This is a genomic window from Streptomyces sp. NPDC058678, from assembly GCF_042714835.1.
In the GTDB taxonomy this organism is placed as follows: domain Bacteria; phylum Actinomycetota; class Actinomycetes; order Streptomycetales; family Streptomycetaceae; genus Streptomyces.
This window is the reverse complement of record NZ_JBHXSG010000042.1, coordinates 31,791-55,931: the sequence shown is the minus strand read 5'-3', so window position 1 is coordinate 55,931 and position 24,141 is coordinate 31,791. Positions and strand designations below refer to the sequence as shown.

At 70.7% G+C, this 24,141-nt stretch carries 20 protein-coding genes, 3 pseudogenes and 1 riboswitch; of the genes and pseudogenes, 10 read left to right on the top strand and 13 right to left on the bottom strand.

The annotated features are described in order from the left end of the window. Positions 1-2 precede the first annotated feature (2 nt). The 5 genes from ACFWWR_RS31710 to ACFWWR_RS31690 form a co-directional block, all read right to left on the bottom strand. Positions 3-1,073 carry an endo-1,4-beta-xylanase gene (locus ACFWWR_RS31710; RefSeq protein ID WP_383874288.1) on the bottom strand — a complete coding sequence of 357 codons (1,071 nt, stop codon included), beginning with the start codon at positions 1,071-1,073 and terminating at the stop codon, positions 3-5. Between the two features lie 88 nt (positions 1,074-1,161). Beyond that, the gene (locus tag ACFWWR_RS31705; protein ID WP_383874303.1) at positions 1,162-1,926 is read right to left on the bottom strand and encodes a carbohydrate ABC transporter permease; all 765 of its coding nucleotides are present in this window, start codon (positions 1,924-1,926) and stop codon (positions 1,162-1,164) included. A gap of 68 nt (positions 1,927-1,994) precedes the next feature. Continuing rightward, entirely contained in the window at positions 1,995-2,993 is a 999-nt protein-coding gene (locus tag ACFWWR_RS31700; RefSeq protein ID WP_383874290.1) for a carbohydrate ABC transporter permease, read from the bottom strand. 6 nt (positions 2,994-2,999) lie between these two features. After that, entirely contained in the window at positions 3,000-4,292 is a 1,293-nt protein-coding gene (locus ACFWWR_RS31695; RefSeq protein WP_384306810.1) for an extracellular solute-binding protein, read from the bottom strand. 183 nt (positions 4,293-4,475) lie between these two features. Further along, on the bottom strand, positions 4,476-5,981 hold the full coding sequence (locus ACFWWR_RS31690; RefSeq protein ID WP_384306808.1) for a glycoside hydrolase family 43 protein: 1,506 nt from the start codon (positions 5,979-5,981) through the stop codon (positions 4,476-4,478). Positions 5,982-6,356: 375 nt separating this feature from the next. Here ACFWWR_RS31690 and ACFWWR_RS31685 point away from each other — a divergent pair, with 375 nt between their 5' ends. The 7 genes and pseudogenes from ACFWWR_RS31685 (at position 6,357) to ACFWWR_RS31655 (ending at position 11,882) form a co-directional block, all read left to right on the top strand. Beyond that, the gene (locus tag ACFWWR_RS31685; protein ID WP_383874294.1) at positions 6,357-6,911 is read left to right on the top strand and encodes a hypothetical protein; all 555 of its coding nucleotides are present in this window, start codon (positions 6,357-6,359) and stop codon (positions 6,909-6,911) included. A gap of 297 nt (positions 6,912-7,208) precedes the next feature. After that, a pseudogene (locus tag ACFWWR_RS31680) lies at positions 7,209-7,482 on the top strand (amino acid transporter); the annotation flags it as partial. A 161-nt stretch (positions 7,483-7,643) separates the two neighbouring features. Beyond that, positions 7,644-8,039, top strand: coding sequence for a molybdopterin-binding protein (locus ACFWWR_RS31675; protein ID WP_383874296.1), 396 nt, complete (start codon positions 7,644-7,646; stop codon positions 8,037-8,039). Between the two features lie 172 nt (positions 8,040-8,211). After that, positions 8,212-9,033 carry a molybdate ABC transporter substrate-binding protein gene (modA, locus tag ACFWWR_RS31670; protein WP_383874297.1) on the top strand — a complete coding sequence of 274 codons (822 nt, stop codon included), beginning with the start codon at positions 8,212-8,214 and terminating at the stop codon, positions 9,031-9,033. Next, positions 9,030-9,878 (top strand): molybdate ABC transporter permease subunit, encoded by an 849-nt coding sequence (modB, locus tag ACFWWR_RS31665; protein WP_383874299.1) that lies wholly within the window; start codon positions 9,030-9,032, stop codon positions 9,876-9,878. Before modA ends, modB begins: the two co-directional genes overlap by 4 nt. 433 nt (positions 9,879-10,311) lie before the next feature. Next, positions 10,312-11,403, top strand: a complete 1,092-nt coding sequence (locus ACFWWR_RS31660) for an ABC transporter ATP-binding protein (protein WP_383877467.1) — start codon at positions 10,312-10,314, stop codon at positions 11,401-11,403. Positions 11,404-11,462: 59 nt separating this feature from the next. Next, a complete protein-coding gene (locus ACFWWR_RS31655) occupies positions 11,463-11,882 on the top strand; it encodes a molybdopterin-binding protein (protein ID WP_383877464.1) in 420 nt (139 codons plus the stop codon). Positions 11,883-12,000: 118 nt separating this feature from the next. On the opposite strand, the gene gcvP is transcribed toward ACFWWR_RS31655, so the two are convergent. Further along, entirely contained in the window at positions 12,001-14,886 is a 2,886-nt protein-coding gene (gene gcvP, locus ACFWWR_RS31650) for an aminomethyl-transferring glycine dehydrogenase (protein WP_384306805.1), read from the bottom strand. A gap of 184 nt (positions 14,887-15,070) precedes the next feature. Then, positions 15,071-15,166: riboswitch (glycine riboswitch) on the bottom strand. 114 nt (positions 15,167-15,280) lie between these two features. On the opposite strand from gcvP, the gene ACFWWR_RS31645 reads away from it, so the two are divergent. Together ACFWWR_RS31645 and ACFWWR_RS31640 are read left to right on the top strand one after the other, a co-directional pair. Next, positions 15,281-15,652, top strand: a complete 372-nt coding sequence (locus ACFWWR_RS31645; RefSeq protein ID WP_383877460.1) for a PRC-barrel domain-containing protein — start codon at positions 15,281-15,283, stop codon at positions 15,650-15,652. 474 nt (positions 15,653-16,126) lie between these two features. Beyond that, positions 16,127-16,855: pseudogene (locus ACFWWR_RS31640) on the top strand (alginate lyase family protein); the annotation flags it as partial. Positions 16,856-17,111: 256 nt separating this feature from the next. On the opposite strand, the pseudogene ACFWWR_RS31635 reads toward ACFWWR_RS31640, so the two are convergent. From ACFWWR_RS31635 to ACFWWR_RS31605, 7 genes and pseudogenes are all read right to left on the bottom strand, one after another. Beyond that, a pseudogene (locus ACFWWR_RS31635) lies at positions 17,112-17,246 on the bottom strand (hypothetical protein); the annotation flags it as partial. A gap of 406 nt (positions 17,247-17,652) precedes the next feature. Next, positions 17,653-18,705: an ABC transporter ATP-binding protein gene (locus tag ACFWWR_RS31630; RefSeq protein ID WP_383860201.1), complete on the bottom strand. Its 1,053-nt coding sequence runs from the start codon at positions 18,703-18,705 to the stop codon at positions 17,653-17,655. Continuing rightward, positions 18,698-19,711 carry an ABC transporter ATP-binding protein gene (locus tag ACFWWR_RS31625; RefSeq protein WP_383860198.1) on the bottom strand — a complete coding sequence of 338 codons (1,014 nt, stop codon included), beginning with the start codon at positions 19,709-19,711 and terminating at the stop codon, positions 18,698-18,700. The genes ACFWWR_RS31630 and ACFWWR_RS31625 overlap by 8 nt, the downstream gene beginning before the upstream one ends. After that, positions 19,708-20,685, bottom strand: a complete 978-nt coding sequence (locus ACFWWR_RS31620; RefSeq protein ID WP_384306802.1) for an ABC transporter permease — start codon at positions 20,683-20,685, stop codon at positions 19,708-19,710. Before ACFWWR_RS31620 ends, ACFWWR_RS31625 begins: the two co-directional genes overlap by 4 nt. Next, entirely contained in the window at positions 20,682-21,611 is a 930-nt protein-coding gene (locus tag ACFWWR_RS31615) for an ABC transporter permease (protein ID WP_384306799.1), read from the bottom strand. The genes ACFWWR_RS31620 and ACFWWR_RS31615 overlap by 4 nt, the downstream gene beginning before the upstream one ends. A gap of 1 nt (position 21,612) precedes the next feature. Further along, a complete protein-coding gene (locus tag ACFWWR_RS31610; RefSeq protein ID WP_384306861.1) occupies positions 21,613-22,914 on the bottom strand; it encodes an ABC transporter substrate-binding protein in 1,302 nt (433 codons plus the stop codon). A 15-nt stretch (positions 22,915-22,929) separates the two neighbouring features. After that, the gene (locus ACFWWR_RS31605; RefSeq protein WP_384306796.1) at positions 22,930-23,205 is read right to left on the bottom strand and encodes a hypothetical protein; all 276 of its coding nucleotides are present in this window, start codon (positions 23,203-23,205) and stop codon (positions 22,930-22,932) included. A 196-nt stretch (positions 23,206-23,401) separates the two neighbouring features. Between ACFWWR_RS31605 and ACFWWR_RS31600 the strand changes: the two genes are divergently transcribed. Continuing rightward, positions 23,402-23,995 carry an NAD(P)-dependent oxidoreductase gene (locus ACFWWR_RS31600; protein ID WP_384306793.1) on the top strand — a complete coding sequence of 198 codons (594 nt, stop codon included), beginning with the start codon at positions 23,402-23,404 and terminating at the stop codon, positions 23,993-23,995. The last annotated feature ends 146 nt before the right edge of the window (positions 23,996-24,141 follow it).

Genomic DNA, 24,141 nt, shown 5'->3' with positions numbered 1-24,141 from the left:
CCTTACTTCAGCGCCTCCCGGATCGCGAAGTACGCCGGCTTCGGCGCCAGTTGCTCGTCCCACGGCAGCGCCGCACCCTCGCCCTCGAAGAACGCGGGAATCCACGAGTACTTGTCCGTGTAGTCCCACAGGGTGATGCCGACACACCGCCGCACCGCGAGGCAGGCCTCGGTCATGTCCCGGTACCACTCGGCCTGCGTGGCCAGCTTCGCCTCGTCCGCCGGCACGTACATGCGGACGTCCACCTCGGTGAGCGCGGTGTCCAGGCCGAGCCGGGAGAAGCGCCGGAGGTTGTCCTCCAGCGTGGTCGGATAGCCGTACTGAAGGGCCAGGTGGGCCTGGAGGCCGAAGCCGTGGAGCGGCACGCCCTGCGCCCGGAGTTCCTTGGCCAGCTTGTAGTACGCGTCGCTCTTCGGCCCGATGGTCTCGACGTTGTAGTCGTTCAGGTAGAGCTTGGCCTTCGGATCGGCCTGGTGGGCCCAGCGCAGCGCGTCGGCGATGTAGCCGGGGCCGAGCGTCTTGTAGAAGATCGTCTCGCGGTAGGTGCCGTCCTCGTTGAACGCCTCGTTGACGACGTCCCAGGCGTAGATCTTGCCCTTGTAGTGGCGTACCTCCGCCTGGATGTGCTTCTTCAGCACGGCCCTCAGCTCGGGGGCCGTCCAGTCGCGGCCGGTGAGCCAGCCGGGCAGCTGGCTGTGCCACACCAGCGTGTGCCCGCGCACCTTCTGGTGGTTGGCCCGGGCGAGGTTCACGATCTCGTCGCCCTTGGACCAGTCGAAGACGCCCTGCTGGGGTTCGGTGGCGTACCACTTCATGCCGTTGCCGGGGGTGATCTGGTCGAACTCGCTGCCGAGGAGGGCCTTGTACGGCTCGTCGGTGAGTTCGGGGTTGTCGGTGGCGCTGCCGAAGTAGCGGCCGTGGCGCTCGGCCAGGTCGGCGAGCGTGGGCTGCTTGCCGTGCTGCTCGCCCGCCTGGGCGGCCGGCCCGGTGGCGATGCCCGCTGTGACCAGGACGGTCGCGAGGGCGCCGGCGAGTCTGAGCCGGGTGCGGGAGCGGATCGTCGTAGTGCGCATGGTGCGACTCCTCACGTGCGGTTGGGTTCCCCCGGCTCGAACGAGGTCGAGAGTGGGGGAGGGTGAGCCGTACGTCCGTCGGCGCGGGTCATCCCTTCGTGGCGCCGGCGGTGAGGCCGCCGACGAGCTGGCGCTCGGCGACCGAGTAGAAGGCGAGGGCCGGGACCATGGCCAGCACCAGGTAGGCGAAGACCTTGGCGGTGTCCGTGGAGTACTGGCCCTGGAACTGCTGCACGCCGATCGGGATGGTCCACCACGTGGATTCGGTGAACACCAGCAGCGGCAGGAAGAAGTTGTTCCAGCTGGTGACGACGGCGAGGACCGACACGGTGCCGAGCGCGGGCCGCGCCATGGGCAGCAGCACCCGCCAGAAGAACCCGAACGGCGTGCACCCGTCGAGCGTGGCCGCTTCCTCCAGCTCCCCCGGAATCTGCCGGAAGAAGCCGCGCAGGATGATGATCGTCATCGGAAGCCCGAACGCGGCCTGCGGGAGGATCACGCCGAGCGGGTTGTCCAGCAGGCCCATGGAGCGCAGCAGCAGGAACAGTGGCAGGGCCGCCACCGCGAAGGGGAACATGAGCCCCATCGTGAACAGGGTGAACAGCATCTCCCGTCCGCGGAAGGCGAACCGGGCGAAGGAGAACGCGGCGAGCGCGGAGGCCGCGACGACGATGACGGTCGTCCCCACCGCGATCAGCGTGCTGCTGCCGAGCAGCTGCCAGAAGGCGCCCGAGCCGAGGATGTCGGTGTAGTTGGAGATCACCCACGAGTCGGGCAGCCCGATCGGGTTGCGGGAGAGCTCGTCGGTGGACTTGAAGCCGGAGACCATCGCGTAGAGCAGCGGTACGACCATCACCGCGCCGGCGACGATGAGGACGACGTGCACCGGCAGTGACTTGCCACGGGATTTCTGAGTGGTCGTCACTTCCCGCCTCCTCTCATCGTCGTGGTCGCTCCTTCGAGGTCGCGGCGGAGCACGAACCGCTGGTAGGCGAGAGCGAAGACGAGGCTGATGCCGAACATGACCACGCTGATCGCGCTGGCGTATCCGACCTGGTAGCGCTTGAAGCCGTACTGGAACATGGTCACGGCCATGGTCTCGGAGTGGTGGTCGGGGCCACCCGCGGTGGTCACCCAGACCAGGTCGAAGAGCTGGATGGATCCGATGACGGACAGGAAGACACTGATCCGCAGGGTCGGCGCGAGCAGCGGCAGGGTGACGTTGCGGAAACGCTGCCAGGGTCCGGCGCCGTCGATGAGTGCCGCCTCGGTCAACTCACGGGGGATGGACTGGAGTCCGGCCAGGTAGAGCATCATGTGGAAGCCGAAGTACTTCCAGGTCATGACGAGGAAGAGGGTCGCCATGACGGTGGAGGGGTCGGCGAACCACTCCCCGCCCAGCCCGTCCAGGCCGATCCCGCCCAGCAGCCGGTCGGCGAGTCCGTCGTCCGGCGCGAAGATCATGCTGAACAGCACGCCGGTGATGGCCTCGGACAGCACGTACGGCGCGAAGAACAGCATCCGGTAGACGGCCCGGCCGCGCACCTTCTGGTTGAGCAGGACGGCCATGGCGAGCGCGAACGGCAGCTGCAGGGCGAGCGACAGCAGGACCAGGACGAGGCAGCGCCACAGGTCACCGAGGAAGACGGGGTCGTCGAAGAGCCGGGTGAAGTTGTCGACCCCGATGTAGTCGGACGGCATGCCGAAGCCGCCCCAGCGGAAGAACGCGGCGTACAGGGCGAACAGGATCGGCAGCAGCACCAGTACGCCGAAGAGAACCAGGGCGGGCAGCTGGAAGCCGATAGCGGTGAGCCAGTTGAGCGTGCGGCGCCGGGCCCGCCCCCGGGCGCTGCCTGCGGCCGGGGGCGGAACGTCGACGTCGGGGCCGGTCCGTTTGTCCGGAAGGAACGTGGAGGTCATCGCCGGCTACTGCTCTTCCTTCGCGACCTTGGTGATCGACTCGGTGACCTGTTCGGGGGACTTGGAGCCGGCGATCAGCGCGCCGACGCTGTCGTTGACCTCCTGGCCAAGGGCGGGCGCGTACGCCTGGTCGAGGTAGAGCTGGAAACCGGTGGCGCTCTTCAACTGCGCCTGTACGGCCTTGATGTTCGGGTCGGCGATGGCGCTCTCGGCGCTCGGAACCACCGGGAGGACGCCGGTCTTCTTGACGAGTTCCAGGTCGGTGGACTCGGAGGCGAAGAACTTCAGGAAGTCGACGGCGGCCTGCGGTGCGCCCTGGCGCAGGGCGTGTCCGCCGCCCCCGCCGAACACCTCGGTGATGGCACCCTTGCCCCCCTCGACCTCGGGGAACGGGAAGAAGCCGAGGTCGTCACCGAGTCCCTTGCCGGCGTCCGCCTCGACGACCGGCGCCCACTGGCCCATGAGTTCCATCGCGGCCTTGCCGTTGCCCACCGCGGCGGCCTGGCCGGTGGGGGTGGAGTAGGCGGCGCCGAGGAAGCCCTTCTGGAAGGGCTTCAGGTCGACGAGCTCCTTGAGGTGCTCGCCGGCCTCGACGAACTCGGCCCCTGTGAAGTCCTTGTCGTCGTTGGCCTTCTGCAGTGCCTCGGCGCCGGCGGTGCGCATCGCGAGGTAGGCCCAGTAGTACATGCCGGTCCACGTCTCCTTGCCCGCGAGGGCGAGGGGGGTGATGCCCTTGGCCTTCAACTTGCCCACGGCGTCGAGGAAGCCGCTCCAGGTGGTCGGGGGCGTGCTGATGCCGGCCTGCTTGAAGAGCGCCTTGTTGTACCAGAAGCCGATCATGCCGATGTCGAACGGGACGCCGTACACCTTCTCATCGAGCAGGTACGGCTCCTTGGCGACCGACAGCAGGGCGTCGCCCCACGGCTTGGTGCGGTCCGTGAGGTCCTCGACGAGGCCCGCGTCGACCTGCTGCTTCAGCACGCCGCCACCCCAGGTGTGGAAGATGTCGGGGAGCTTTCCGGAGGCGGTCAGCGCGGTCATCTTCGACTTGAAGGCCTCGTTCTCCAGTTGAACGATCTTTATCTTCACCTTGGGGTTCTGGGCCTCGAACTTCTTGGCCAGTGCGGCCCAGACGCCCTTGGTGGGCTCGGTGGTCGAGATGTTCCACCACTCGATGGTGGTCGTCCCCGACGACCCTCCGTCCGAGTCGCCGCCACAGCCGCTCAGTGCCGTCATGCTCAGACCGGCCGCGGCGGACGCCGCCAGGAACCCGCGGCGGGACAGTGCCGGGTCGCCCATTTTGCGCTCCTTGGGTACGGGACGGCGCGTCCACGCCTGTCCGCTGGACCGAAAGTTTCGGAGTTGATCCAGAAAGGTTCGTTGTTGCCGCACCCTAGAGACAGCTCCCAAACGGTGGCAACCCCTTGTACGCGGGGAATGTTGAGCGAGTCCGCCGTCGACTTGTTCCGGAAAGCGGCTGCCTCAGGAGCTCGACGGTGCGTATGCGAACCAGTCGAAGGACGCGCTGCCCTCGGTGACGTACATGCCGATCACGCGTCCGGTGAAGCCGCCGGCGACCTGTGTGGACAGGTAGCGGCCGTCCAACTCGGCCAGCGGTTCACCGCCTTCGATCGAGAAGACGACCGCGTCGGGGCCCCCGGGCCTTACTCCCGGAGCCCGGTCCCGGGAACTCCTGGCGGTCGGCGGCACGGGGGATGTCGTACGGACCTCGACGACCAGCGTGACCGGCCCCGCGTGTACGGGCCGGCGGAGGAGAGCCTGCCGTACCGGACCGATCCGGGCGACGATGCTCACCTCTCCCCCGGCGACCTCGACGTCGTAGTGGTGGGCCTCGTCCAGGCGAACGGACAGGCCCGCACGTGCGGTTCCGGGGTCCAGACGCGCCGCCACCCGGCACTCCGGATGCTGCTGACGGCGTCCGACGAAGGTGTGCCCCGGCCGGTCGAGGCTGTCCCCGGTCGCCCTCAGGGTCAGCCACCCCGGCCGCTCGCCGAGCGACCAGGCGCCCTCCGGCCTGCCGCGCGGGGAGATCCAGTGCGGTGCGAGCCGCCCGGCGTCGAAGTCGTCGCGTTCCGGCGGGAGTTCGACGGGCTGCCAGGCGGCCGGCGCCGGATGCCGCTCGAGCACCGGTCCGACGCGGGGCCAGCCGTCCACCCACTCGACCGGGGTCAGGAAGGTCTCCCGGCCCAGGACGTGGAAGGACGGGAAGAAGCCGCGGGGGCGCGTGGCGAGGAGCAGCATCCACCACGTGCCGTCGGGCGCCTGGACCAGGTCGGCGTGGCCGGTGCACTGGATCGGCAGGCCGGTGCCGCTGTGGGAGAGAACCGGGTTGGCCGGCGCCGGCTCGTAGGGGCCACGCGGGTCGCGGGCGCGGGCGATCGAGACGCTGTGGCCGAGCGCGGTGCCGCCCTCGGCCAGCATCAGGTACCACCAGTCGCCGATCCGGTAGAGGTGCGGGGCCTCGGGATGCTGAAGTCCCGTTCCGGACCACACCGCAAGGGGGCCCTCCAGTACCTTGCCGGTCACCGGGTCGATGCGCGCGACCCGGACTCCGGAGACCGCGCACCAGCAGTTTCCGTCGTCGTCCCAGGCCAGGTCGGGGTCGATGCCCGGCAGGTCGATCCACACCGGGTCGGACCACGGACCCTCGGGACGATCGCTGGTCACAAGGAAGTTGCCCTTGCCGGACACATTCGTCGTGATCATGTAGAAGCGGCCGTCATGGTGTCGGATCGTCGGGGCGTAGATCCCACCGGAGGCCACCGTGTCGTCGGGCAGTTCCAACTGTCCCGGTCGGTCCAGCACGTTGCCGATCTGGCGCCAGTGCACGAGATCACGGCTGTGGAAGAGCGGGACACCGGGGAAGTACTCGAAGCTCGAGCACACGAGGTAGTAGTCGTCACCGACCCGGCACACACTGGGATCCGGATGGAAGCCACCGATCACGGGATTGCCGTACGTCCGCATGCGCGTCAGTCCCTTCGAGCGTCGCGGCGGGCGAAACTTTCGGATGATCCAACGAACGTTACGGGCGCACTGTAGGTGGCCCGGACAGCCGGGGCAAGATGCCGTCAGCCGCGCTCGCCCGCGTTCCGGGACGTTCGCCCGGAGGCCAGGCGATGAAGCCGAGAGGGCGCGCTCCGGAGTGCTCCGATGCGCTTCTTCAGGGTTGTCGGCAGCGCGTGGGGGCGCCCGGCGGGAGCCCCCACGGCGGCGCGGAAGCGCCCCACCCGCCGTGCACCCGCCGAGCGCCCGCGGTTGACGCGTCAAGAACCGCCGAATACCCGTCAGACTGGCGTCAACGGATGCCGCCCCGCCCGGGGAGTCCCTACCGTCGGCCCCATGGGACTCCGCGACGTGTGGCACGAGCCGGCCGGCGCAAGCGCTCCAGGGCCCGGTGCGGCGGTGCACGACCGGCGCTGGGTGCGGGAGTTGCACAGTTCCGTCCGCTGCGCGGCCACGCTTCTCGGGCTGCTGCTCGTCATCGACTGGGGCGAGGGCTGCTTCACGCTCTGGCGCGGTGCCCTGTGGCTGGCGCTGGGACTGCTGCTCTTCGTGGTGCTCTGCCCGCCCCGGGTGCGCGCCGGCGAGGGCTGGCTGGCGTCCCGTGGACTGCTGCGGGAGCGCCGGGTCCGCACCGACCTGCTGGTCTCCGTCAGCTGCCCGGACGGACTGAGCCGCCGGCTGGTGCTACGGGACGTGCTCGGCGGCCGGGTGGAGATCGACCCGCAGGTCCTGGTGGACAACCCGGACCTCTGGCACCGCTTGGACGAGGACGCCCAGACATCCGCCTCCCGCGGCTCGCTCACCTGCGGCGCCCCCGTCCTGGGCCGCCTCTCCCAGCGGATCGACCGTGAGACCGCCCTGCACGTGTTCAAGATCTCCGGCCTCGAGTGACGGCGCCACCTGCGCGGGGCGGCCGGAAAGGGTCGTACGTCATGACTCCGGGTGTCCGCCTTCGGACGATCTCCCCGCACGCCACGTACCCCGCCCCACCGGCCGTCGGGCGGACGATCACCGGCTTGACCTGCTACTGACGCCCGCGCCGACCTCCAGCGCGCCGTCTCAACGGAAGCTTGACGCGCTCAGGCCCGGCAATCCGTGGGTTCTGGTATCACTCTCCGCCTACGCTGATTTGGCCGTACGCATGATGGCCGGATCCACACACTGAGCCGCTCTCCAGGAGCACGCCCGATGGCCACCACCGAACACCCGCCGCCCAGACGTCTGCGCTCCTGGATGCTGGAAGGCCTGTCCGGCATGGGCAAGGGCGGCGGCCCTCAGGGCCCGCACACCACACCCGAGCCCACGCACCAGGGCCGACGCTGGCGGCGGGTCATGTGTCCGACCGGCGTCGGCGGCTTCTCGGCCACGGCTGCAGCCGGGCATCGCGGCCCTCGCGGCCGGCCTGCCGTCTCCCGTGGCGACCATCGTGCTGGTGATCGTCACCCTTCTTCCTCTTCGGCCAGGACGAGGTCGCCCCGGGTCACCCGAGAGGTGCTGCGCGAGGCGGGACCGGGCCGGCCCCGCGGGGCCCGCGTCCACACCGGCTGAGCACGGCACCACCCCGTCCTCGCCGCACCCCGCCCCACATCCACGACCCACCGTTCACGGCCCTATCGTGACCGCATGCAGTCCTACACGATCGGCCAGGCAGCAAGACTGCTCGGCGTGAGCTCCGACACCGCGCGCCGCTGGGCGGACGCCGGGCGGGTGGCGACCCACCGCGACGACAGCGGGCGGCGGCTCGTCGACGGACGGGACCTGGCCGCGTTCTCCGTGGAGCTGGCCAAGGCCGCGAGCACCGACGAGGACACGCCGTACACCTCCGCCCGCAACGCCTTCCCCGGCATCGTCACCGCCATCAAGCTGGGCGACGTCGCCGCCCAGGTCGAGATCCAGGCCGGCCCGCACCGGCTCGTCTCCCTGCTGACCCGCGAAGCCGTCGAGGAACTCGGCCTGGAGATCGGCATGGAGGCAACGGCCCGCGTGAAGTCGACGAATGTACACATCGACCGCGTCTGAGGCTCCCCTCGACGAGACTTGCGTATGAACGCACATGCCAGCCTGCATGCGTTTCCCCCCAGCTCATGCGATGCCGCAGCTGACTTATGCCTCGCATATGCGGAAGTATGATCGGCGCAACGGAAGGGTCCGACGGGCTCTTCTCCATGCAGACCGAGGGAGTGGCCCCGTGATGACCCGTTCCGTTCGCCGGACCCGCCGGACCCTGCAGGCGGTCGGCGCGGGAGCCACCGCACTGCTGGCCCTGAGCGCGTGCTCCTCGTCCGGCTCCTCCGAGGCGGAATCGGGCGCGGCAGGATCCGGCTCCTCCGCGAAGCTCTCCGGCACGGTGACCGTCTTCGCCGCCGCCTCTCTCCAGGAGAGCTTCACGACCCTGGGCAAGCGGTTCGAGGAGGAGCACCCCGGCACGAAGATCACCTTCAGCTTCGGCGGCAGCGACACCCTCGCCGCGAACATCACCGGCGGCGCCCCGGCCGACGTGTTCGCCGCCGCGAGCGCCAAGACGATGGCGATCGTGACGGACGCGAAGGACGCCGTCGGCCCGCCCGCCACGTTCGTCCGCAACCAGCTGGAGATCGCCACCCTGCCGGGCAACCCGCACAAGGTCACTTCCCTCAAGGACCTCACCGAGTCCGGCCTGAAGGTCGTCCTGTGCGACAAGACGGTGCCATGCGGCTCCGCCGCCCAGACGGCCCTGGAGACCGCCGGCCTCAAGCTCACGCCGGTCTCCTACGAGCAGGACGTCAAGAGCGCCCTCACGAAGGTCGAGCTGAAGGAGGCCGACGCCGCCGTGGTCTACAAGACCGACGTGAAGGCGGCCGGTGACAAGGTGGCGGGCGTGGACTTCCCCGAGTCGGCCGAGGCCGTCAACGACTACCCGATCGCCCTCCTCAAGAACGCGCCCAACCCCGCCGCCGCCAAGGCCTTCATCGAACTGGTGAAGTCCGCCGAGGGCCAGAAGGTCCTGACCGGGGCCGGGTTCCTCACGCCATGACCGGGCCCGACAAGGCCGCGGCCGACACCGTGGAGGGTGGGCGCCGGCGTCTTCCGGCACGCGCCCGCCGAGGCGTGCCCCTGCCCCTCCTCCTCCCCGCCCTGGCAGGGCTGGCGTTCCTGCTCCTCCCGCTGGTCGCCCTGCTCGTACGAGCGCCCTGGCGCAGCCTCCCCGAGCAGCTGGCCAGTGCGGAGGTCTGGGAGGCCCTCCGCCTGTCCCTGGTGTGCGCCACGGCGGCGACCGCGCTGAGCCTGGTCGTCGGCGTCCCCCTGGCCTGGCTGCTGGCCCGCGCCGACTTCCCGGGCCGCGGTCTGGTCCGCGCTCTGGTGACCCTGCCCCTCGTCCTGCCCCCGGTGGTCGGCGGCGTGGCACTGCTGCTCGCCCTCGGCCGTAACGGCGTGGTCGGGCAGTGGCTGGACTCCTGGTTCGGGATCACGATCCCGTTCACCACGACCGGCGTGATCCTCGCCGAGACCTTCGTGGCGATGCCGTTCCTCGTCATCAGTGTCGAGGGCACCCTGCGCGCCGCCGACCCGCGCTACGAGGAGGCGGCCACCACCCTCGGCGCCTCCCGCTTCACCGCGTTCCGCCGGGTCACGCTGCCGCTGATCATGCCGGGCATCGCAGCGGGCTCCGTCCTCGCCTGGGCACGAGCCCTCGGCGAGTTCGGGGCCACGATCACCTTCGCGGGCAACTTCCCGGGCCGCACCCAGACCATGCCACTCGCGGTCTACCTGGCCCTCCAGAACGACCCGGCGGCCGCCATCGCCCTCAGCCTGGTCCTGCTGGCCGTGTCGATCGCGGTCCTCGCGGGTCTACGCGACCGCTGGATGACCCCCTCATGACCCCCCACCACCCACCCGCGCCTCACCCACCCCGTCAACCTGCGGGCAATCGCGCCGCTCGGGACGGCTGGGGTGGGCGCATCCCCCACCCACCCTGCCCGCCGCCCCCACCGCGCCTCACCCACCCCGTCAACCTGCGGGCAATCGTGCCCGCTCGGGACGGCACAGGTGGGCCCAACCTGCGGGCAATCGTGCCGCTTGGGCGGCACGGGTGGGCGCAGGCGGCACCCCGTCAACGCCGGGCTGCGCGACTCACCCCCGGCCCACACCGACCCCGGTCCCGCACGAACCCCGTCCGAAGACGCCCCGCACCGTCGCCCACACCTATGAACGTACGAGAACCCTCCCCACCCCCACCCCTCGCTCTCCCCCGACCTCGCCCCCACAGCCCACCCCACTCCAGCCACTCCAGCCACTCCAGGACACGCCCCTCATGACCAACGTCGACGACACCACAACCGACGCCACCGCCGACGGCACCCGCGGCGAAGGCCTCAACGCCCACCTCGTCGTCGCCCGCGACACCTTCCGACTCGACGTCAGCCTCACCGCCGCCCCCGGCGACGTCGTCGCCCTGCTCGGCCCGAACGGCGCCGGCAAGACCACCGCCCTGCGCGCCCTCGCCGGCCTCGCCCCGCTCACCGGCGGCCATCTACGGCTGGACGGCGCCGAGTTGGACCGTACGCCCCCCGAGTCCCGCCCGGTCGGCGTCGTCTTCCAGGACTACCTGCTCTTCCCACACCTGTCCGCCCTCGACAACGTGGCCTTCGGACCCCGCTGCCACGGCGCGACCAAGGCGGAGGCCCGCGCGCAGGCCGCCGAGTGGCTGGACCGCATGGGCCTCGCCGACCACGCCGGCGCCAAACCCCGCCGCCTCTCCGGCGGCCAGGCCCAGCGCGTCGCCCTGGCCCGCGCCCTGGCCACCAGCCCCCGCCTGCTCCTCCTCGACGAACCCCTGGCAGCCCTGGACGCCCGCACCCGCCTGGAGGTACGCGCCCAACTCCGCCGCCACCTCGCCGAGTTCGAGGCCGTCGCCGTCCTGGTCACCCACGACCCGCTGGACGCCATGGTGCTGGCCGACCGGCTGGTGGTCGTCGAGCACGGCCTGGTCGTCCAGGAGGGCTCACCCGCCGACATCGCCCGCCACCCCCGCACGGACTACATCGCGCAGCTGGTCGGCCTCAACCTCTACAAGGGCCAGGCCGATGGCCACACGGTCCGTCTGGACGCCGGCCCCGCCATCACCACCACGGAGGACCTCGCCGGACCGGTCTTCGTCGCGTTCCCCCCGGGCGCCGTGACCCTCTACCGCGACCGCCCCACCGGCTCCAGCGCCCGCAACCTCTGGCGCTGCGAAGTGGCCGGCCTGGAGACCCACGGCGACCAGATCCGCGTGGACCTCACCGGTGAACTCCCCCTCGCCGCCGACCTCACGACGGCCGCCGCGGCGGAGCTCGACCTGCACCCGGGCGCACCGGCCTGGGCAACGGTCAAGGCGACCCAGACGCACGCATACCCGGCATAAGCCCCACCTCCGACTACCGTGGGGACCCCCGCTCCCCTACCCCCGGCGAGGCCCTCCCCATGAGCCTGAGCATCCGCAACCAGCTCCCCGGCACCGTCACCGCCGTCACCCCAGGCGAGGTCATGGCCACGGTCAAGGTCCGCCTCACCGGCGGCCGGAACCTCACCGCGGCGATCACCCTGGAGGCCGCCGAGGAACTCGGCCTCACCGCGGGTGCCGCCGTACACGCCCTGGTGAAGTCGACGGAGGTCTCCCTCGCCACCGCCCCGGTCGAGGGCGTCTCGATCCGCAACCAGCTCCCGGGCACCGTCCGCGACATCACGACCGGCGGCGCCATGGCCGCCGTCAAGGTGGCCCTCGACGGCGGCGATCTGACCGCGGTGATCACCAGAGACGCCGTGACCGACCTCGCCCTCGCACCCGGCACCGTGGTCGTCGCCCTGATCAAGTCGACCGAGGTCTCCCTCGCGACCCCATGACACACAAGGGCTCCGCCCGACGAACAGCCGGACGGAGCCCTCAGCACGTACGACAACCGGACGGAGTCCTCAGCACGTACGACAACCGGACGGAGCCCTCAGCACGTACTACAAAACGTCAGTCCTCGTACGCATCCAGCGGCGGGCAGGAGCAGACCAGGTTCCGGTCTCCGAACGCCTGGTCGATACGACGCACCGGCGGCCAGTACTTGTCCGCCACCGACACACCGGCCGGGAAGACGGCCTCGTCGCGCGTGTAGGCGTGCTCCCACTCCCCGCCCATCGCGCCGGCGGTGTGCGGCGCGTTCCGCAGCGGGTTGTCGTCCGCGGACCACTCGCCCTTGCCGACCTTCTCGATCTCCGTTCGAATGGCGATCATCGCCTCGCAGAACCGGTCGAGCTCCGTCAGGTCCTCGGACTCGGTCGGCTCGATCATCAGCGTGCCGGCCACCGGGAAGGACATCGTCGGAGCGTGGAAGCCGTAGTCGATGAGCCGCTTGGCGACGTCGTCGACGCTCACCCCGGTCGCCTTGGTCAGCGGCCGCAGATCGATGATGCACTCGTGCGCGACCAGCCCGCCCGGGCCGGTGTAGAGCACCGGGTAGTGCGGCTCCAGGCGCTTGGCGATGTAGTTGGCACTGAGCACGGCCACCTGCGTGGCCCGCCTGAGCCCCTCCCCGCCCATGAGGCGGACGTACGCCCACGAGATCGGCAGGATCCCGGCGGAGCCCCAGGGCGCGGCCGAGATCGGCCCGACACCCGTCTCCGGCCCCGCCGCGGGCTGCAGCGGGTGGTTCGGCAGATACGGCGCCAGGTGCGCACGCACACCCACCGGGCCGACGCCCGGACCGCCCCCGCCGTGCGGGATGCAGAAGGTCTTGTGCAGGTTCAGGTGCGAGACGTCACCGCCGAAGTGCCCCGGCTTGGCCAAGCCCACCAGCGCGTTCAGGTTGGCCCCGTCGACGTACACCTGGCCGCCCGCCTCGTGCACCTGGGCGCAGATGTCGGCGACGTGCTCCTCGAAGACACCGTGCGTCGACGGGTACGTGATCATCAGCACCGACAGCTCATCCCGGTACTGCTCGATCTTCGCCCGCAGGTCCTCGACATCGATCTCGCCGTCCCCGGCGGTCTTCACGACGACGACCTTCATGCCCGCCATGACCGCGCTGGCGGCGTTGGTGCCGTGCGCCGACGACGGGATCAGGCACACGGTCCGCTGCTCGTCACCGTTCGCACGGTGATACCCGCGTACGGCCAGCAGCCCGGCCAGCTCCCCCTGCGAGCCGGCGTTGGGCTGCAGCGACACGTTGTCGTATCCGGTGACCTCGGCGAGCCGCTCCTCCAGCTCACGGATGAGCGTGAGATAGCCCTGCGCCTGCTCGGCGGGCGCGAAGGGGTGCAACTGCCCGAACTCGGGCCAGGTGACCGGCTCCATCTCGGCGGTCGCGTTGAGCTTCATGGTGCAGGAGCCCAACGGGATCATGCCGCGGTCGAGCGCGTAGTCGCGATCGGCCAGGCGGCGCAGGTAGCGCAGCATCGCGGTCTCGGAGCGGTGCTGGTGGAACACGGGGTGCGCCAGGTACTCGTCGCTCCGCAGCAGCGCGCCCGGAAGAGTCTCCTCGGTGACCGCGTCGAGCGCCTCGATGTCGCCCTCGACCCCGAACGCGGCCCACACGGCGCCCAGTTGGGCCCGCAGGGTGGTCTCGTCGCAGGCCATGGACACGTGGTCGCCGTCCACGAGCCGCAGATTGACGCCGTTGGCCCGCGCGGCCGCGACGATCTCGGCGGCCCTCCCCGGCACCCGGACGGTCAGCGTGTCGAAGTAGGAGCCGTGCACGACCTCGACGCCGCCGGCCGTCAGGCCCGCGGCGAGGACCGTGGCGTACCGGTGGGTGCGCCGCGCGATGGTCCGCAGGCCGTCGGGGCCGTAGTAGACGGCGTACATACCGGCCATCACCGCGAGCAGCACCTGCGCGGTGCAGATGTTGCTGGTTGCCTTCTCCCGTCGAATGTGCTGCTCACGGGTCTGCAGGGCGAGCCGGTACGCCTTGTTCCCGTCCGCGTCGACGGACACCCCGACGAGCCTTCCGGGCAGGCTGCGCGCGAACTTCTCGCGCACTGCCATGTATCCGGCGTGCGGTCCGCCGAAGCCCATCGGCACACCGAAGCGCTGCGTCGTCCCGACCGCGATGTCCGCACCGAGCTCCCCCGGGGACTTCAGCAGCGTCAGCGCCAGCAGATCGGCGGCGACGGTCACCAGCGCGCCGAGCTCGTGTGCCTGCTCGATCACCGGCTTGATGTCGCGTACGGCCCCGGAGGCGCCCGGGTACTGGAGCAGCACTCCATTGATCTCACGACCGGCGATCTCGGCCGGAATTCCGTCGCTGAGGTCGGCCACCACGACCTCCACACCGGTCGGCTCGGCGCGGGTCTCGATCACGGCGACGGTCTGCGGCAGCGTGTCCGCGTCGACCAGGAAAAGCCCCTTCTTGTTCTTGCCCATGCGCCGGGAGAGCGCCAGTGCCTCGGCGGCCGCGGTGCCCTCGTCGAGCAGCGAGGCACCGGAGGTCGGCAGCCCGGTGAGGTCGGCGACCATGGTCTGGAAGTTGAGCAGGGCTTCGAGCCGCCCCTGGGAGATCTCGGGCTGGTACGGCGTGTAAGCCGTGTACCAGGCGGGGTTCTCCATGACATTCCGCAGGATGACGGGCGGCGTGAAGGTCCCGTAGTACCCGAGCCCGATCATGGAGTCGAGAACCTGGTTCCGGTCTGCCAGCGAACGCAGCTCGGCCAGCACCTCGGCCTCGGTGCGCGCGCCCGGCAGCTCCAGCGCGTCGGCGTTCTTGATCACATCCGGGACCGCGGCGGCGGTGAGCTCGTCGAGTGAGCCGTACCCGACCTGCGCGAGCATCTTGGCCCGCGCCTCCTGGTCGGGCCCGATGTGGCGCTGCTCGAAGGGGATTCCCTGCTCGAGCTCGGAGAGCGGAATGCGATGGGCGGTCATAACGGAGGCCTCCTGGTCTGACACGACCTTCGAGGGTCACCACGGCGCGGGTACCCGGACGGCCTCCCCCTCTGTCATCTCAACCTGAGAGCTTCACCGGACACCCGAGGGCACCCGACTTTCACCGTCGGTGAGAGCGGAAGCCGTCGACGCCGTCGGCACCCGCCCTGCTTTCCAGAGTGACCTCGTCCATGCGGTACGTGGGCCTGAGAGATTCCGGGGAGGATTTGCTCCTTCGGCGCCTCCGATGATGTCTGGAGGACTCTCCCGCACGGGGTCAGCAGCCGTTTGTCAGCGTACCAGCGAGGTCCACGCTCCGACCTTCGAGTGGCCACCTTCCGGAATCTGCTCTTTTGTAGTGTTTACGGATGAGTTGCGATCAAGTGGAGGGCCCGTGCAGACCGACATCGATCCGCGCAACCTGATCGGCCGCAAGGCGTTGGACCGCAACGGCACGAAGCTCGGCACCATCGACGAGGTCTACCTCGACGACGCGACCGGCGAACCGGAGTGGGCCGCCATACGCACCGGCCTCTTCTCCAGGGACGCGTTCGTCCCCCTGGAACCGAGCGAACTGATCGAGGGCACCCTCCACGTCCCCTACGACCGCGCCCTGATCAAGGACGCCCCCGACTTCGGCGTAGGCCGCCACCTCTCCCCCGAACAAGAACTCCAGCTCTACCACCACTACGGCCTGGACCTGGCCGCCCCTCCCCCCTTCCCGGACCACAACTTCGGCAAGCTGGCAGGCACGGACGACCCCTGACCCCACCGCCCCAGAACCACTCCACCAACTCGCCCCCACGACGCACCCCGCCGACCCGCACCCGCTCCCCCCGCACACGCCCAGCCACGCCGGCCCACCCCGCACACACCGCCCCCCGCCGAGCCAGGCCACCGCACGCCTACCCCACCCGCACCCGCTCCCCCGCAACGCGCCCAGCCACGCCGGTCCATCCCCCCCCCCCCCCCGGGGCCGGCGGGGCCCCCCGCCCCCCCCCCCCCCGACGTCAGCCCTTCGGCTCCTGCGCTGACCTCCAGCAGTGCCGCCATGGGGCTCCCCGGCGGCTGATCACCAGCCATCCCGCCCCGGCGCAAACACATCACCCCACCGACCTGCGCGCCCGCACTGCTCGTCATCAGTGACCGGGCGCTGAGGCAATGCGTCTTTCGCCGGCCTTCGCAAGGTCACCTCCGCCCGTGCAGGCACTCACCAAGTGCGCCCCGAGGCCCTCCCTCGAACCCGCACCTGAACCACGCGCAGTTCATCCCCTGCACATACGAGGACCGCGCCATCGGCATCATCGACTTCTCGCAGTCGTACACCAGCGTCCTCGACGCGCTCGCCATCCTCGACACCGGCGCCGCCGGCTGGACCAAGGCGGACCGCACCGGCATGGCGAAGTGGAACACCGACATCCTCAGCTGGCTCAGGAACAGCGACTTCGGCAAGCAGGAGGCCGCCGCCACGAACAACCACGGCACTTTCCACGACATGCAGGTCGCCGCCCTCGCCTACGCGACCGGCGACAAGAGCCTGGCCCGCCGAACGGTCCTCAGCGCGGGCAGCACGCGCATAGCTCCGCAGATCGCCGCCGACGGCAGCCAGCCCCAAGAACTGAGCCGCACGCGCAGTTGGCACTACTCGACCTTCACCCTGGTCGCCCACACCCGGCTCGCGGCCATCGGACGGCACGTCGGCGTGAACCTGTGGACGTACCGGGGACCCGACGGGCAGAACCTGTTCCGTGCGGTCGACTACCTGCTGCCCGCCGCGACCGGAGCCGCCGCCTGGCCGCACCCGGAGCTCGAGTTCCACCGGTATGCGGCCACTGACGTGGTGCACGCGGCCGTCGACGCGGGCGACCGGCAGGCTCGGCGGGCCGTCCTCTCACTGGAGGAGCCACCGGGTGGCGATCTGTGGGCCTTGCGCCCGGCAGCGGAGCAACTGGACTCCATCACGGGCTGATCCCGGTAGGCGGCGGGCATCGCGGCCGGGCCGGGCGGCAGGGTTCCGTAGCCCGCCGCCCGGCCCGGTCGGCGTGTGTCAGGGCCTGATCGTCAGCCAGTCGAGCGCGGCGACCCGGCCCGGGCCCTTCGCCACGAGGTAGAGGTTGTGCGCGCCGGTGACCTCGCGTTTCAGGGTCACGGACTGCTCCTGCCAGTCCCGCGGTACCCGCGACGGGCACCGTCGCGGCCCCCGGACCGTCCGGCGCGTCCAGGCGCAGCTGGATCGAACGACCCTGTGTGCAGGCGGAGTTGATTCGTACGGTGAGGTTCTTTCCGCGGATGTTCGTCTTGCGGAAGGCCACCCAGTCGCCGGAGCCGAGCACTCCGGTGGCCGCCGTGCCGCGCTCCACGCCTCGCACGGTCGTGGTCTTCTCGGCCTGGAGCGTCGAGGCGGCGTCGGGCCCGTCGCCGTACAGGCGGATGTCGTTGACGACCCAGAGCACGGGCCCGCTCGCGGTGAGCGTGACCCGTACATGGCGGGCGGTGGTCTGCCCGGGGAACACCGCGTCCTGGGTGAAGGAGCGGCCGGAGCCCCGGGTGAGCGGTTCGCCCCACTGCGTGCCGTCGCGGCTGACGGAGACCGTGAATCCGTACGGCTGGCCAGGGGTGTCGCGGCCTGCGTCGAGGGAGAGCCGGTCGAAGGTCTTGTTCTCGCCGGTGAGGAGACCGCTGCGGCGGTCACGTCAGGCCGAAGCCGGTGGAGACCTGGAGCAGCACGTCGGCTCCGCTGTGACCAGGAGAGGAACTGCCGACCGGTCAGGCGCCCGCGGGCTCGGCCTCCAACGGGAAGTGACACAGGGCCGTGTGGGGTTCGGCGCCGTCCGCCCTCTCCCGCACGACGACCGGAGGTGCCTGGGTCGCGCACCGGTCCTCGGCACGCCAGCACCTGGTGCGGAAGCGGCACCCGGAGGGGATGTCGAAGGGAGAGGGGATCTCCCCCTGGAGCTGGATCTCCTGACGGTGGGTGTCGTGGCCGGTGCCAAGGACGGGGGCGGCCGACATCAGCGCGGCCGTGTAGGGGTGTCGGGGCTGTTCGAAGACGTCCTCCGTGTCCCCGTGTTCGATGACCTTGCCCAGGTACATCACGGTGACCCGGTCGGAGATGTAGCGGACCACGGACAGGTCGTGGGAGATGAACAGGTAGGTGACACCGAGGCGCGTCCGCAGGTCGGAGAGTACGTTCAGGACCTGCGCCTGCACCGACAGGTCGAGGGCGGAGACGGGTTCGTCGCAGACGATGAGATCGGGGTCCAGGGCGAGAGCGCGGGCGATGCCGATGCGTTGGCGCTGGCCGCCGGAGAACTCGTTGGGGTAGCGGTGGGCGTCGCTCTCCCGCAGTCCGACCAGGGCGAGCAGTTCGCGGATCCGCTTCTCGCGGGCCTTCGCCCCCGGTACGACGTCTCGGTGGGTTCGCCAGGGTTCGCCGATCAGGTCGGCGGCGGACATGCGGGCGTTGAGCGAGGCGAAGGGATCCTGGAAGACCATCTGCACGCGCCGGCGCCAGGCCAGCAGCTCCTTGCCGCGCAGCGCGAAGGGGTCGGTTCCGTCGAACCGCACGGTGCCCGCGTCCGGACGCTCCAGCCCGAGCAGCACCCGGGCCAGGGTGGACTTGCCGCAGCCCGACTCGCCGACGAGTCCGAGGGTCTCGCCCCGGCCGATCCGTACGTCCACCCCGTCCAGGGCGGTCAGCCGGCGCCGGCCGCTGCCGAAGGTCTTCGTGAGTCCTCGTACCTCCAGCAGCGGCGGGCTGTCCTGGGTACCGTCCGCTCGGGGCCCGGGGGCGGCGGTGGTGGCGCGGGACTCAGACACGGTCGAGCTCCTCGGAGAAGTGACAGGCGGCGAAGCGACCGTCGCCCGACGGACGCAGGGACGGCCGCTCCTGGACACAGCGCTCGCGCACCAACGGGCAACGGGCCTGGAAGACGCAGCCGGGCGGCACCGCGCTCAGCTCGGGCGGGCTGCCGGGAACGGCGGGCAACGGGCGTCCGCGCACGCTGCCCTCGGGCACCGAGTCGAGCAGTCCCCGGGTGTAGGGGTGGCGGGGTGCGGAGAAGACGTCGTGCACCGGTCCGTTCTCCACGACCGTGCCGGCGTACATCACGACCACGTCGTCGGCGCGCTGCGCGACCACGGCCAGATCGTGGGTGATCAGGACGAGTGCCATGTCCCGCTCGTCCTGGAGGTCCCGCAGCAGCCGCATGATCTGCGCCTGCACGGTCACGTCGAGGGCGGTGGTGGGTTCGTCCGCGATGAGCACGTCGGGAGCGAGGGCGACGGCCATCGCGATGAGCAGCCGCTGCCGCATGCCGCCGGAGAACTGGTGGGGATAGGACCTGGCCCGTTGCCTCGGCTCGGGGATGCCCACCCGCGTCATCAGCTCGATCGCCTTCTCCTGGGCCTGGCGCCGGGAGAGTTTGTGGTGGATGCGGAAGGGTTCGCCGATCTGCCTGCCCACCGGCTGCACCGGGTTGAGGGCGGTCAGGGCGTCCTGGAAGACGATCGACAGGACCGGGCCGGCCAGCTTGCGGCGTTCCGCGGGGCTCATGCGGAGGGTGTCGTCGCCCCGGACCCGGACGGCACCGCCGGTGACCGCCGCCGCGGGGTCCAGCAGACCGACCACGGACAGTGCGGTCATCGACTTGCCGCAGCCGGACTCGCCCAGCAGGGCCAGGGTGCGGCCGCGGCGCACGCTGAAGCTGACGCCGTCGACGGCGCGTACCGTCCCGGAGGGCGTGCTCAGGTCCACGCACAGCCCCTCGACATCCAGGGCGGGGGTGTCCGTGGTGGTCGGGGCGGAAGCGGTGTTGCTCGTCACGGGATCATCTCCGGAGGAACGGCGGCCGAGACGGCCCGGCGCTTCTTGGGCAGCCTCAGGCGCCAGCGCTGGGCGGGGTCGGTGGCGATGCGGGCCCAGGCGGCGAGCACCGTCGCGGACACGGTGGTGAGCACGATGGCGAGTCCCGGCAGCACGGTGATCCACCACGCGGTCTGGAGGTACTGCCGTCCCTGGGCGACCATCAGGCCCCAACTGACGTCCGGGGGCTGGATTCCGATGCCCAGGAAGCTCAGCGACGACTCGGTGAGCATCACGAAGCAGAAGTCGAGGGTGGCGACGGTGAGCAGGGTCGGCAGGGCGATCGGCAGGAGGTGCCGGTAGATGATCACCCGACCTGGTGTGCCGAAGGTCCGGGCCGCGTCGACGAACAGCCGGCTGCGCAGTTCCGCCGCCTCGGCCCGCGCGGTGCGCAGGTACACCGGGATACGGGTCACCGCCAGGATCAGTACGAGGTTCAGCGCGCTGGGCGAGAAGACGTACAGCACGACCACCGCGATCAGCAGCGAGGGGAAGCTGAGGATCACGTCGGCGAGCCGCATCGCCACGCTCTCGCGGCGCCCTCCGTGGTAGCCGGCCCACAGCCCGAGGGCCGAGCCGATCGCCAGCGAGCACAGCACCGCAGGGACGGCCACGGACAGCGTCGTCGCCGCCGCCTCGATCAGCCGGGCCACCATGCTGCGCCCCAGGACATCGGTGCCGAGCAGCCCGTACACCCCGTCGCTCAGGGACGGTGGACGCAGGGAGGCGTCCAGGTCCTGGCGTTGGGCGCGGTCGCCGATGAACAGCCGGCCGAAGAGGGCCACGAGGGCGACCACGGTGAGGATGACGGCCCCGACGGCCGCGGCCCGGTCCCGGCCCAGCATCCGCCACAGGCTCGGCCGCCGGTGGTGGGCGGGGGAGGCTCCCTCCGGGACGTCGGTCCCTTCTCGGGTCGTGCTGCTCGCTTCGCTCACGCCGGCACCGCCTGTCGCACTCGGGGGTCGGTCAGCGCGTGGCAGACGTCGACGAGGATGTTCAGCGCGAAGATCGTCACGGCGGTCAGGAGCACGGCTGCCTGCAGGACCGCGAAGTCGCGCTGGAGGATGGAGTCGATCATGAGCTTGCCGATGCCGGGCCAGCCGAAGATCGTCTCGACGATCACCGCGCCGTTGACCAGGCCCACCGTCAGGTCGCCCGCGACGGTCAGGACCGGTGTCGCGGCGTTGCGCAGGGCGTGCCCGAAGACCACGCGCCGGGGCGTGGCGCCCTTGCCCCGGGCGATCTTGACGTAGGGGGCGGACAACGCGCTGACCATGCTGCCGCGCACCACCTGGACCAGTACGCCGAAGGGGCGGATCAGCAGGGTCGCGATGGGCAGGACCCATATCTCTGGGCCGCCGAGCGTGCCCGAGGTCGGCAACCACCCCAGGCTCACACCGAAGACCAGTACGCCCATGATGGCGAACCAGAAGTCGGGGATGCTGGCGGCCGTCATCGACAGCAGGCTGGCGATCCTGTCGATCAGGGAGTTGGGGCGGTAGGCGGCGAGGCTGCCGACCAGCACGGCTCCGGTGATCGCCAGCAGCATGGTCACACCGGCGAGCTGAAGGGTGACGGGAAACGCGTCGATCACCATCGAGCCCGCCGACTGCCCGGTGCGCAGTGAGGTGCCGAAGTCCAGCTGTGCGGCGTCGACGAGGTAGTTCCACAACTGCGCCGGGATCGACAGGTCGAAGCCCTGCGCGGAGGAGAACTCCGCTCGCTGCTCGGCGGTGGCGCTCAGGGGGAGATAGAGGTCGACGGGGTTGCCGGTCATCCGGGCCAGGAAGAACACGCCCAGGACGACGCAGACCAGGGGGACGGCACTGGAGAGTACGCGTTTGCGCAGGAAAGGGATCATGTCAGTGCTTCGCCCCCTTGGCCGAGTGGACCTCGGCCAGCCGCATTTCGTCTCCGGTCGCGGAATTCGGTTCGTACCGGATCGACCGTGACAGGCCGAGCAGTCCGTTCATGTGGGCGATATGGGCGTACTGGACGACGGACTGGTTCTGCTCGGTGAGCAGGTCGGCGAAGGCTTCCTGACGTTTCTCGCCGGACAGCGCGCCCGCCGCGGCGATGCGCCGGTCGAGAGCGTCGGTGCCGAACGTGGACTGAGGGCCGTCGCTCAGCAGGTACTGGCTGGTGGTGAAGGCCGCGTCACCGGCCTGGTTGCCATGCATGATCAGCAAGGCGATGGGCCCGACGTTCTTGGGCAGCGGGCGGAGCTGGTACTGGAGTTGGGTGGCGGTGTCGGCCATCCGGACCCGTACGTTCAGTCCGATCTCCTGCATCTGGTACTGGAGGGCCTCCGCCGTCTCCGACACCCCGGCGAACATGCCGTTGCGGGCCACCAGGGTGATCTGCCGGTCGGTCGGCACTCCGTCCGCGGTCGCCTCCCGAACCAGGGCGCGGGCCTCGGCGACGTTCTGCCGGGGCGGTTCGATCGCGTCGCTGTGCCCCACCACTCCGGGCGGCACCAACTGGCCGGCCGGTTCGGCGAGACCGCCGAGGAGGGCGTCGATGACGCCGTCGCGGTCCACGGCCAGGTCGACGGCCCGACGCACCCGGATGTCGTCGAGCGGGGCCTCGCGGCCGTCCAGCCGCAGGGCGGTCGTCTCGTTGTTGGGGTAGGCGGCGGTAGTGTCCTTCTCCGCCTCCATCGGATCCAGCGCGACGGCGATCTCCGCCTCACCCTTGTCGATCATGGCGGCGCGGACACTGGCGTCGCTGCGCCACACATAGCGGGCCCGTGCGAAGTCGGGAGCCTTGCCCCAGTAGTCGTCGAAGCGGTCGAGGGAGATCGCCGCTCCGGGCTGCCAGGAGCGGACGGCGAAGGGGCCGGTGCCGATCGGGACACGGACCTTGGCCTCGGTGTCGGTCGTGCGGGGCACGACCTCCACGAAGCTCAGGCGCAGCGGCAGGATGGGGTCCGGTTCCTTGGTGGTCACGGTAAGACGGTCGTCGTTCACCGCCTTCACCTCGAGGTCATCGTCGCCGAAGACGTAGCCCTCCACGTTGCAGGCGAGGTCGGAGTTGACGGCCCGGTCGATGGAGAAGGCGGCGTCCTCGGCGGTGAAGGGGGCACCGTTCTGGAATGTCACCCCCGAGCGGATGTCGAAGGTCCAGGTGCGGGGCGCGGTCTGCTTCCAGCCGGTCGCCAGCAGGGGGTTCAGCTCACCTCACGTGGGATCTCGTTCGACCAGGGGTTCGGTGATGTTGGACCGGACGACGACGCCCGTCCCGGTCAGTGACGCCTCACAGGGCTCCAGGGTCGGCGGTTCCTGGGTGAGCACCACCCGCAGGGTGCGGCCGTCGGCGCGGCCGGTGTCGCCACCCGCGCTGTTGGCCACGGCGCACCCGCTGGACGTGAGCAGGACGCCCGCCAGCAGCATCGCGCTCGTCGTGCGGGGCCGCCGTGGTGCGGCGCGCTGGGCGGATAAAACGGAGGACTTCATCGTCGCGTGTCTCCGGGAAAGTGCTGATGTGTCACGTTCCGAACTCGGGGTCTGGGACCGGCCACCACCGGCTGTCTACACTTACGTACTTGGTCTTCATCCGTGAACGCCGAAGCTAAACCGGTGCCGTGGCAGCGTCAAGACATCCGCAGGATCGGACATTCGGGCGCGACCCGGCACCGGCCCACCGCGGCCTGTGCGAGATCCGGCCGGAGCCTCGGAGCACCGGTCGGGACAGCAGTCCTCGGCGGCCCAGCGCCGCACGTCGCGGAACCTCAACCGACGGGAGTTGTCACCTCGCCGATCAGGCCCCCTTGACCAAGTGCCTGCGCTGCTCCCCGCCCTGGAGAGCGCCGCGACAAACGGGGCGGCATCCTCTGAACCGGATCGACCGGGCCGTCGCGCGACGGCCCGAGGGTTCGGCGTGGACGTCGCGTACCGCACGCGGACGCCGGTGCCCGACGTCGGACATCGCCACCTGCCCAGCGTTGAGCCCTTGGCCGAGACGTGCGACGCGCTGGTCGCGACCGTCGCCGGGGGCCCGGACACCCAGGGCCTGGTCTCGGGCGAGGTACTGGACGCGCTCGGCCCTCGCGACTACCTGGCCAACGTCGCACGGGGCAGCGTTGTCGACGAACCGGCCCTGGTCGCGGCGGTGCAGGCGAGCCGGATGGGGGCGGCGCTCGACGTCTTCACCGACGAACCGGACGCGCCGCGCGCACTGCTGGAGTCCGACCGGGCGGCCCGGCCTCCGCACATCGCCGGCGCCACGCGGGAGACGCGTGCGTGATGGGCGACCTGGCGCTGCGCAAGCTGCGGAGTCTCATGACCGAGGGTGTCCTGCTCACCTCCGTACCGGAGGCCGCCGCCTCCTGAACCGCGTGGGCGGCGGCGCCCGGCTGGCGCCGCCGCTCGCTCGACCGGGCTGCCCATTGA

Excerpts from the sequence above, each read along its gene's own strand:
- modB (WP_383874299.1), top strand. The coding sequence starts at position 9,030 with ATGACCGGGCCCGACAAGGCCGCGGCCGACACCGTGGAGGGTGGGCGC.
- ACFWWR_RS31660 (WP_383877467.1), top strand. The coding sequence starts at position 10,312 with ATGACCAACGTCGACGACACCACAACCGACGCCACCGCCGACGGCACC.
- ACFWWR_RS31655 (WP_383877464.1), top strand. The coding sequence starts at position 11,463 with ATGAGCCTGAGCATCCGCAACCAGCTCCCCGGCACCGTCACCGCCGTC.
- ACFWWR_RS31615 (WP_384306799.1), bottom strand. The coding sequence starts at position 21,611 with ATGATCCCTTTCCTGCGCAAACGCGTACTCTCCAGTGCCGTCCCCCTG.
- modA (WP_383874297.1), top strand. The coding sequence starts at position 8,212 with ATGACCCGTTCCGTTCGCCGGACCCGCCGGACCCTGCAGGCGGTCGGC.
- gcvP (WP_384306805.1), bottom strand. The coding sequence starts at position 14,886 with ATGACCGCCCATCGCATTCCGCTCTCCGAGCTCGAGCAGGGAATCCCC.
- ACFWWR_RS31675 (WP_383874296.1), top strand. The coding sequence starts at position 7,644 with ATGCAGTCCTACACGATCGGCCAGGCAGCAAGACTGCTCGGCGTGAGC.
- ACFWWR_RS31700 (WP_383874290.1), bottom strand. The coding sequence starts at position 2,993 with ATGACCTCCACGTTCCTTCCGGACAAACGGACCGGCCCCGACGTCGAC.
- ACFWWR_RS31695 (WP_384306810.1), bottom strand. The coding sequence starts at position 4,292 with ATGGGCGACCCGGCACTGTCCCGCCGCGGGTTCCTGGCGGCGTCCGCC.
- ACFWWR_RS31685 (WP_383874294.1), top strand. The coding sequence starts at position 6,357 with ATGGGACTCCGCGACGTGTGGCACGAGCCGGCCGGCGCAAGCGCTCCA.
- ACFWWR_RS31605 (WP_384306796.1), bottom strand. The coding sequence starts at position 23,205 with ATGAAGTCCTCCGTTTTATCCGCCCAGCGCGCCGCACCACGGCGGCCC.
- ACFWWR_RS31705 (WP_383874303.1), bottom strand. The coding sequence starts at position 1,926 with ATGGTCGTACCGCTGCTCTACGCGATGGTCTCCGGCTTCAAGTCCACC.
- ACFWWR_RS31710 (WP_383874288.1), bottom strand. The coding sequence starts at position 1,073 with ATGCGCACTACGACGATCCGCTCCCGCACCCGGCTCAGACTCGCCGGC.
- ACFWWR_RS31690 (WP_384306808.1), bottom strand. The coding sequence starts at position 5,981 with ATGCGGACGTACGGCAATCCCGTGATCGGTGGCTTCCATCCGGATCCC.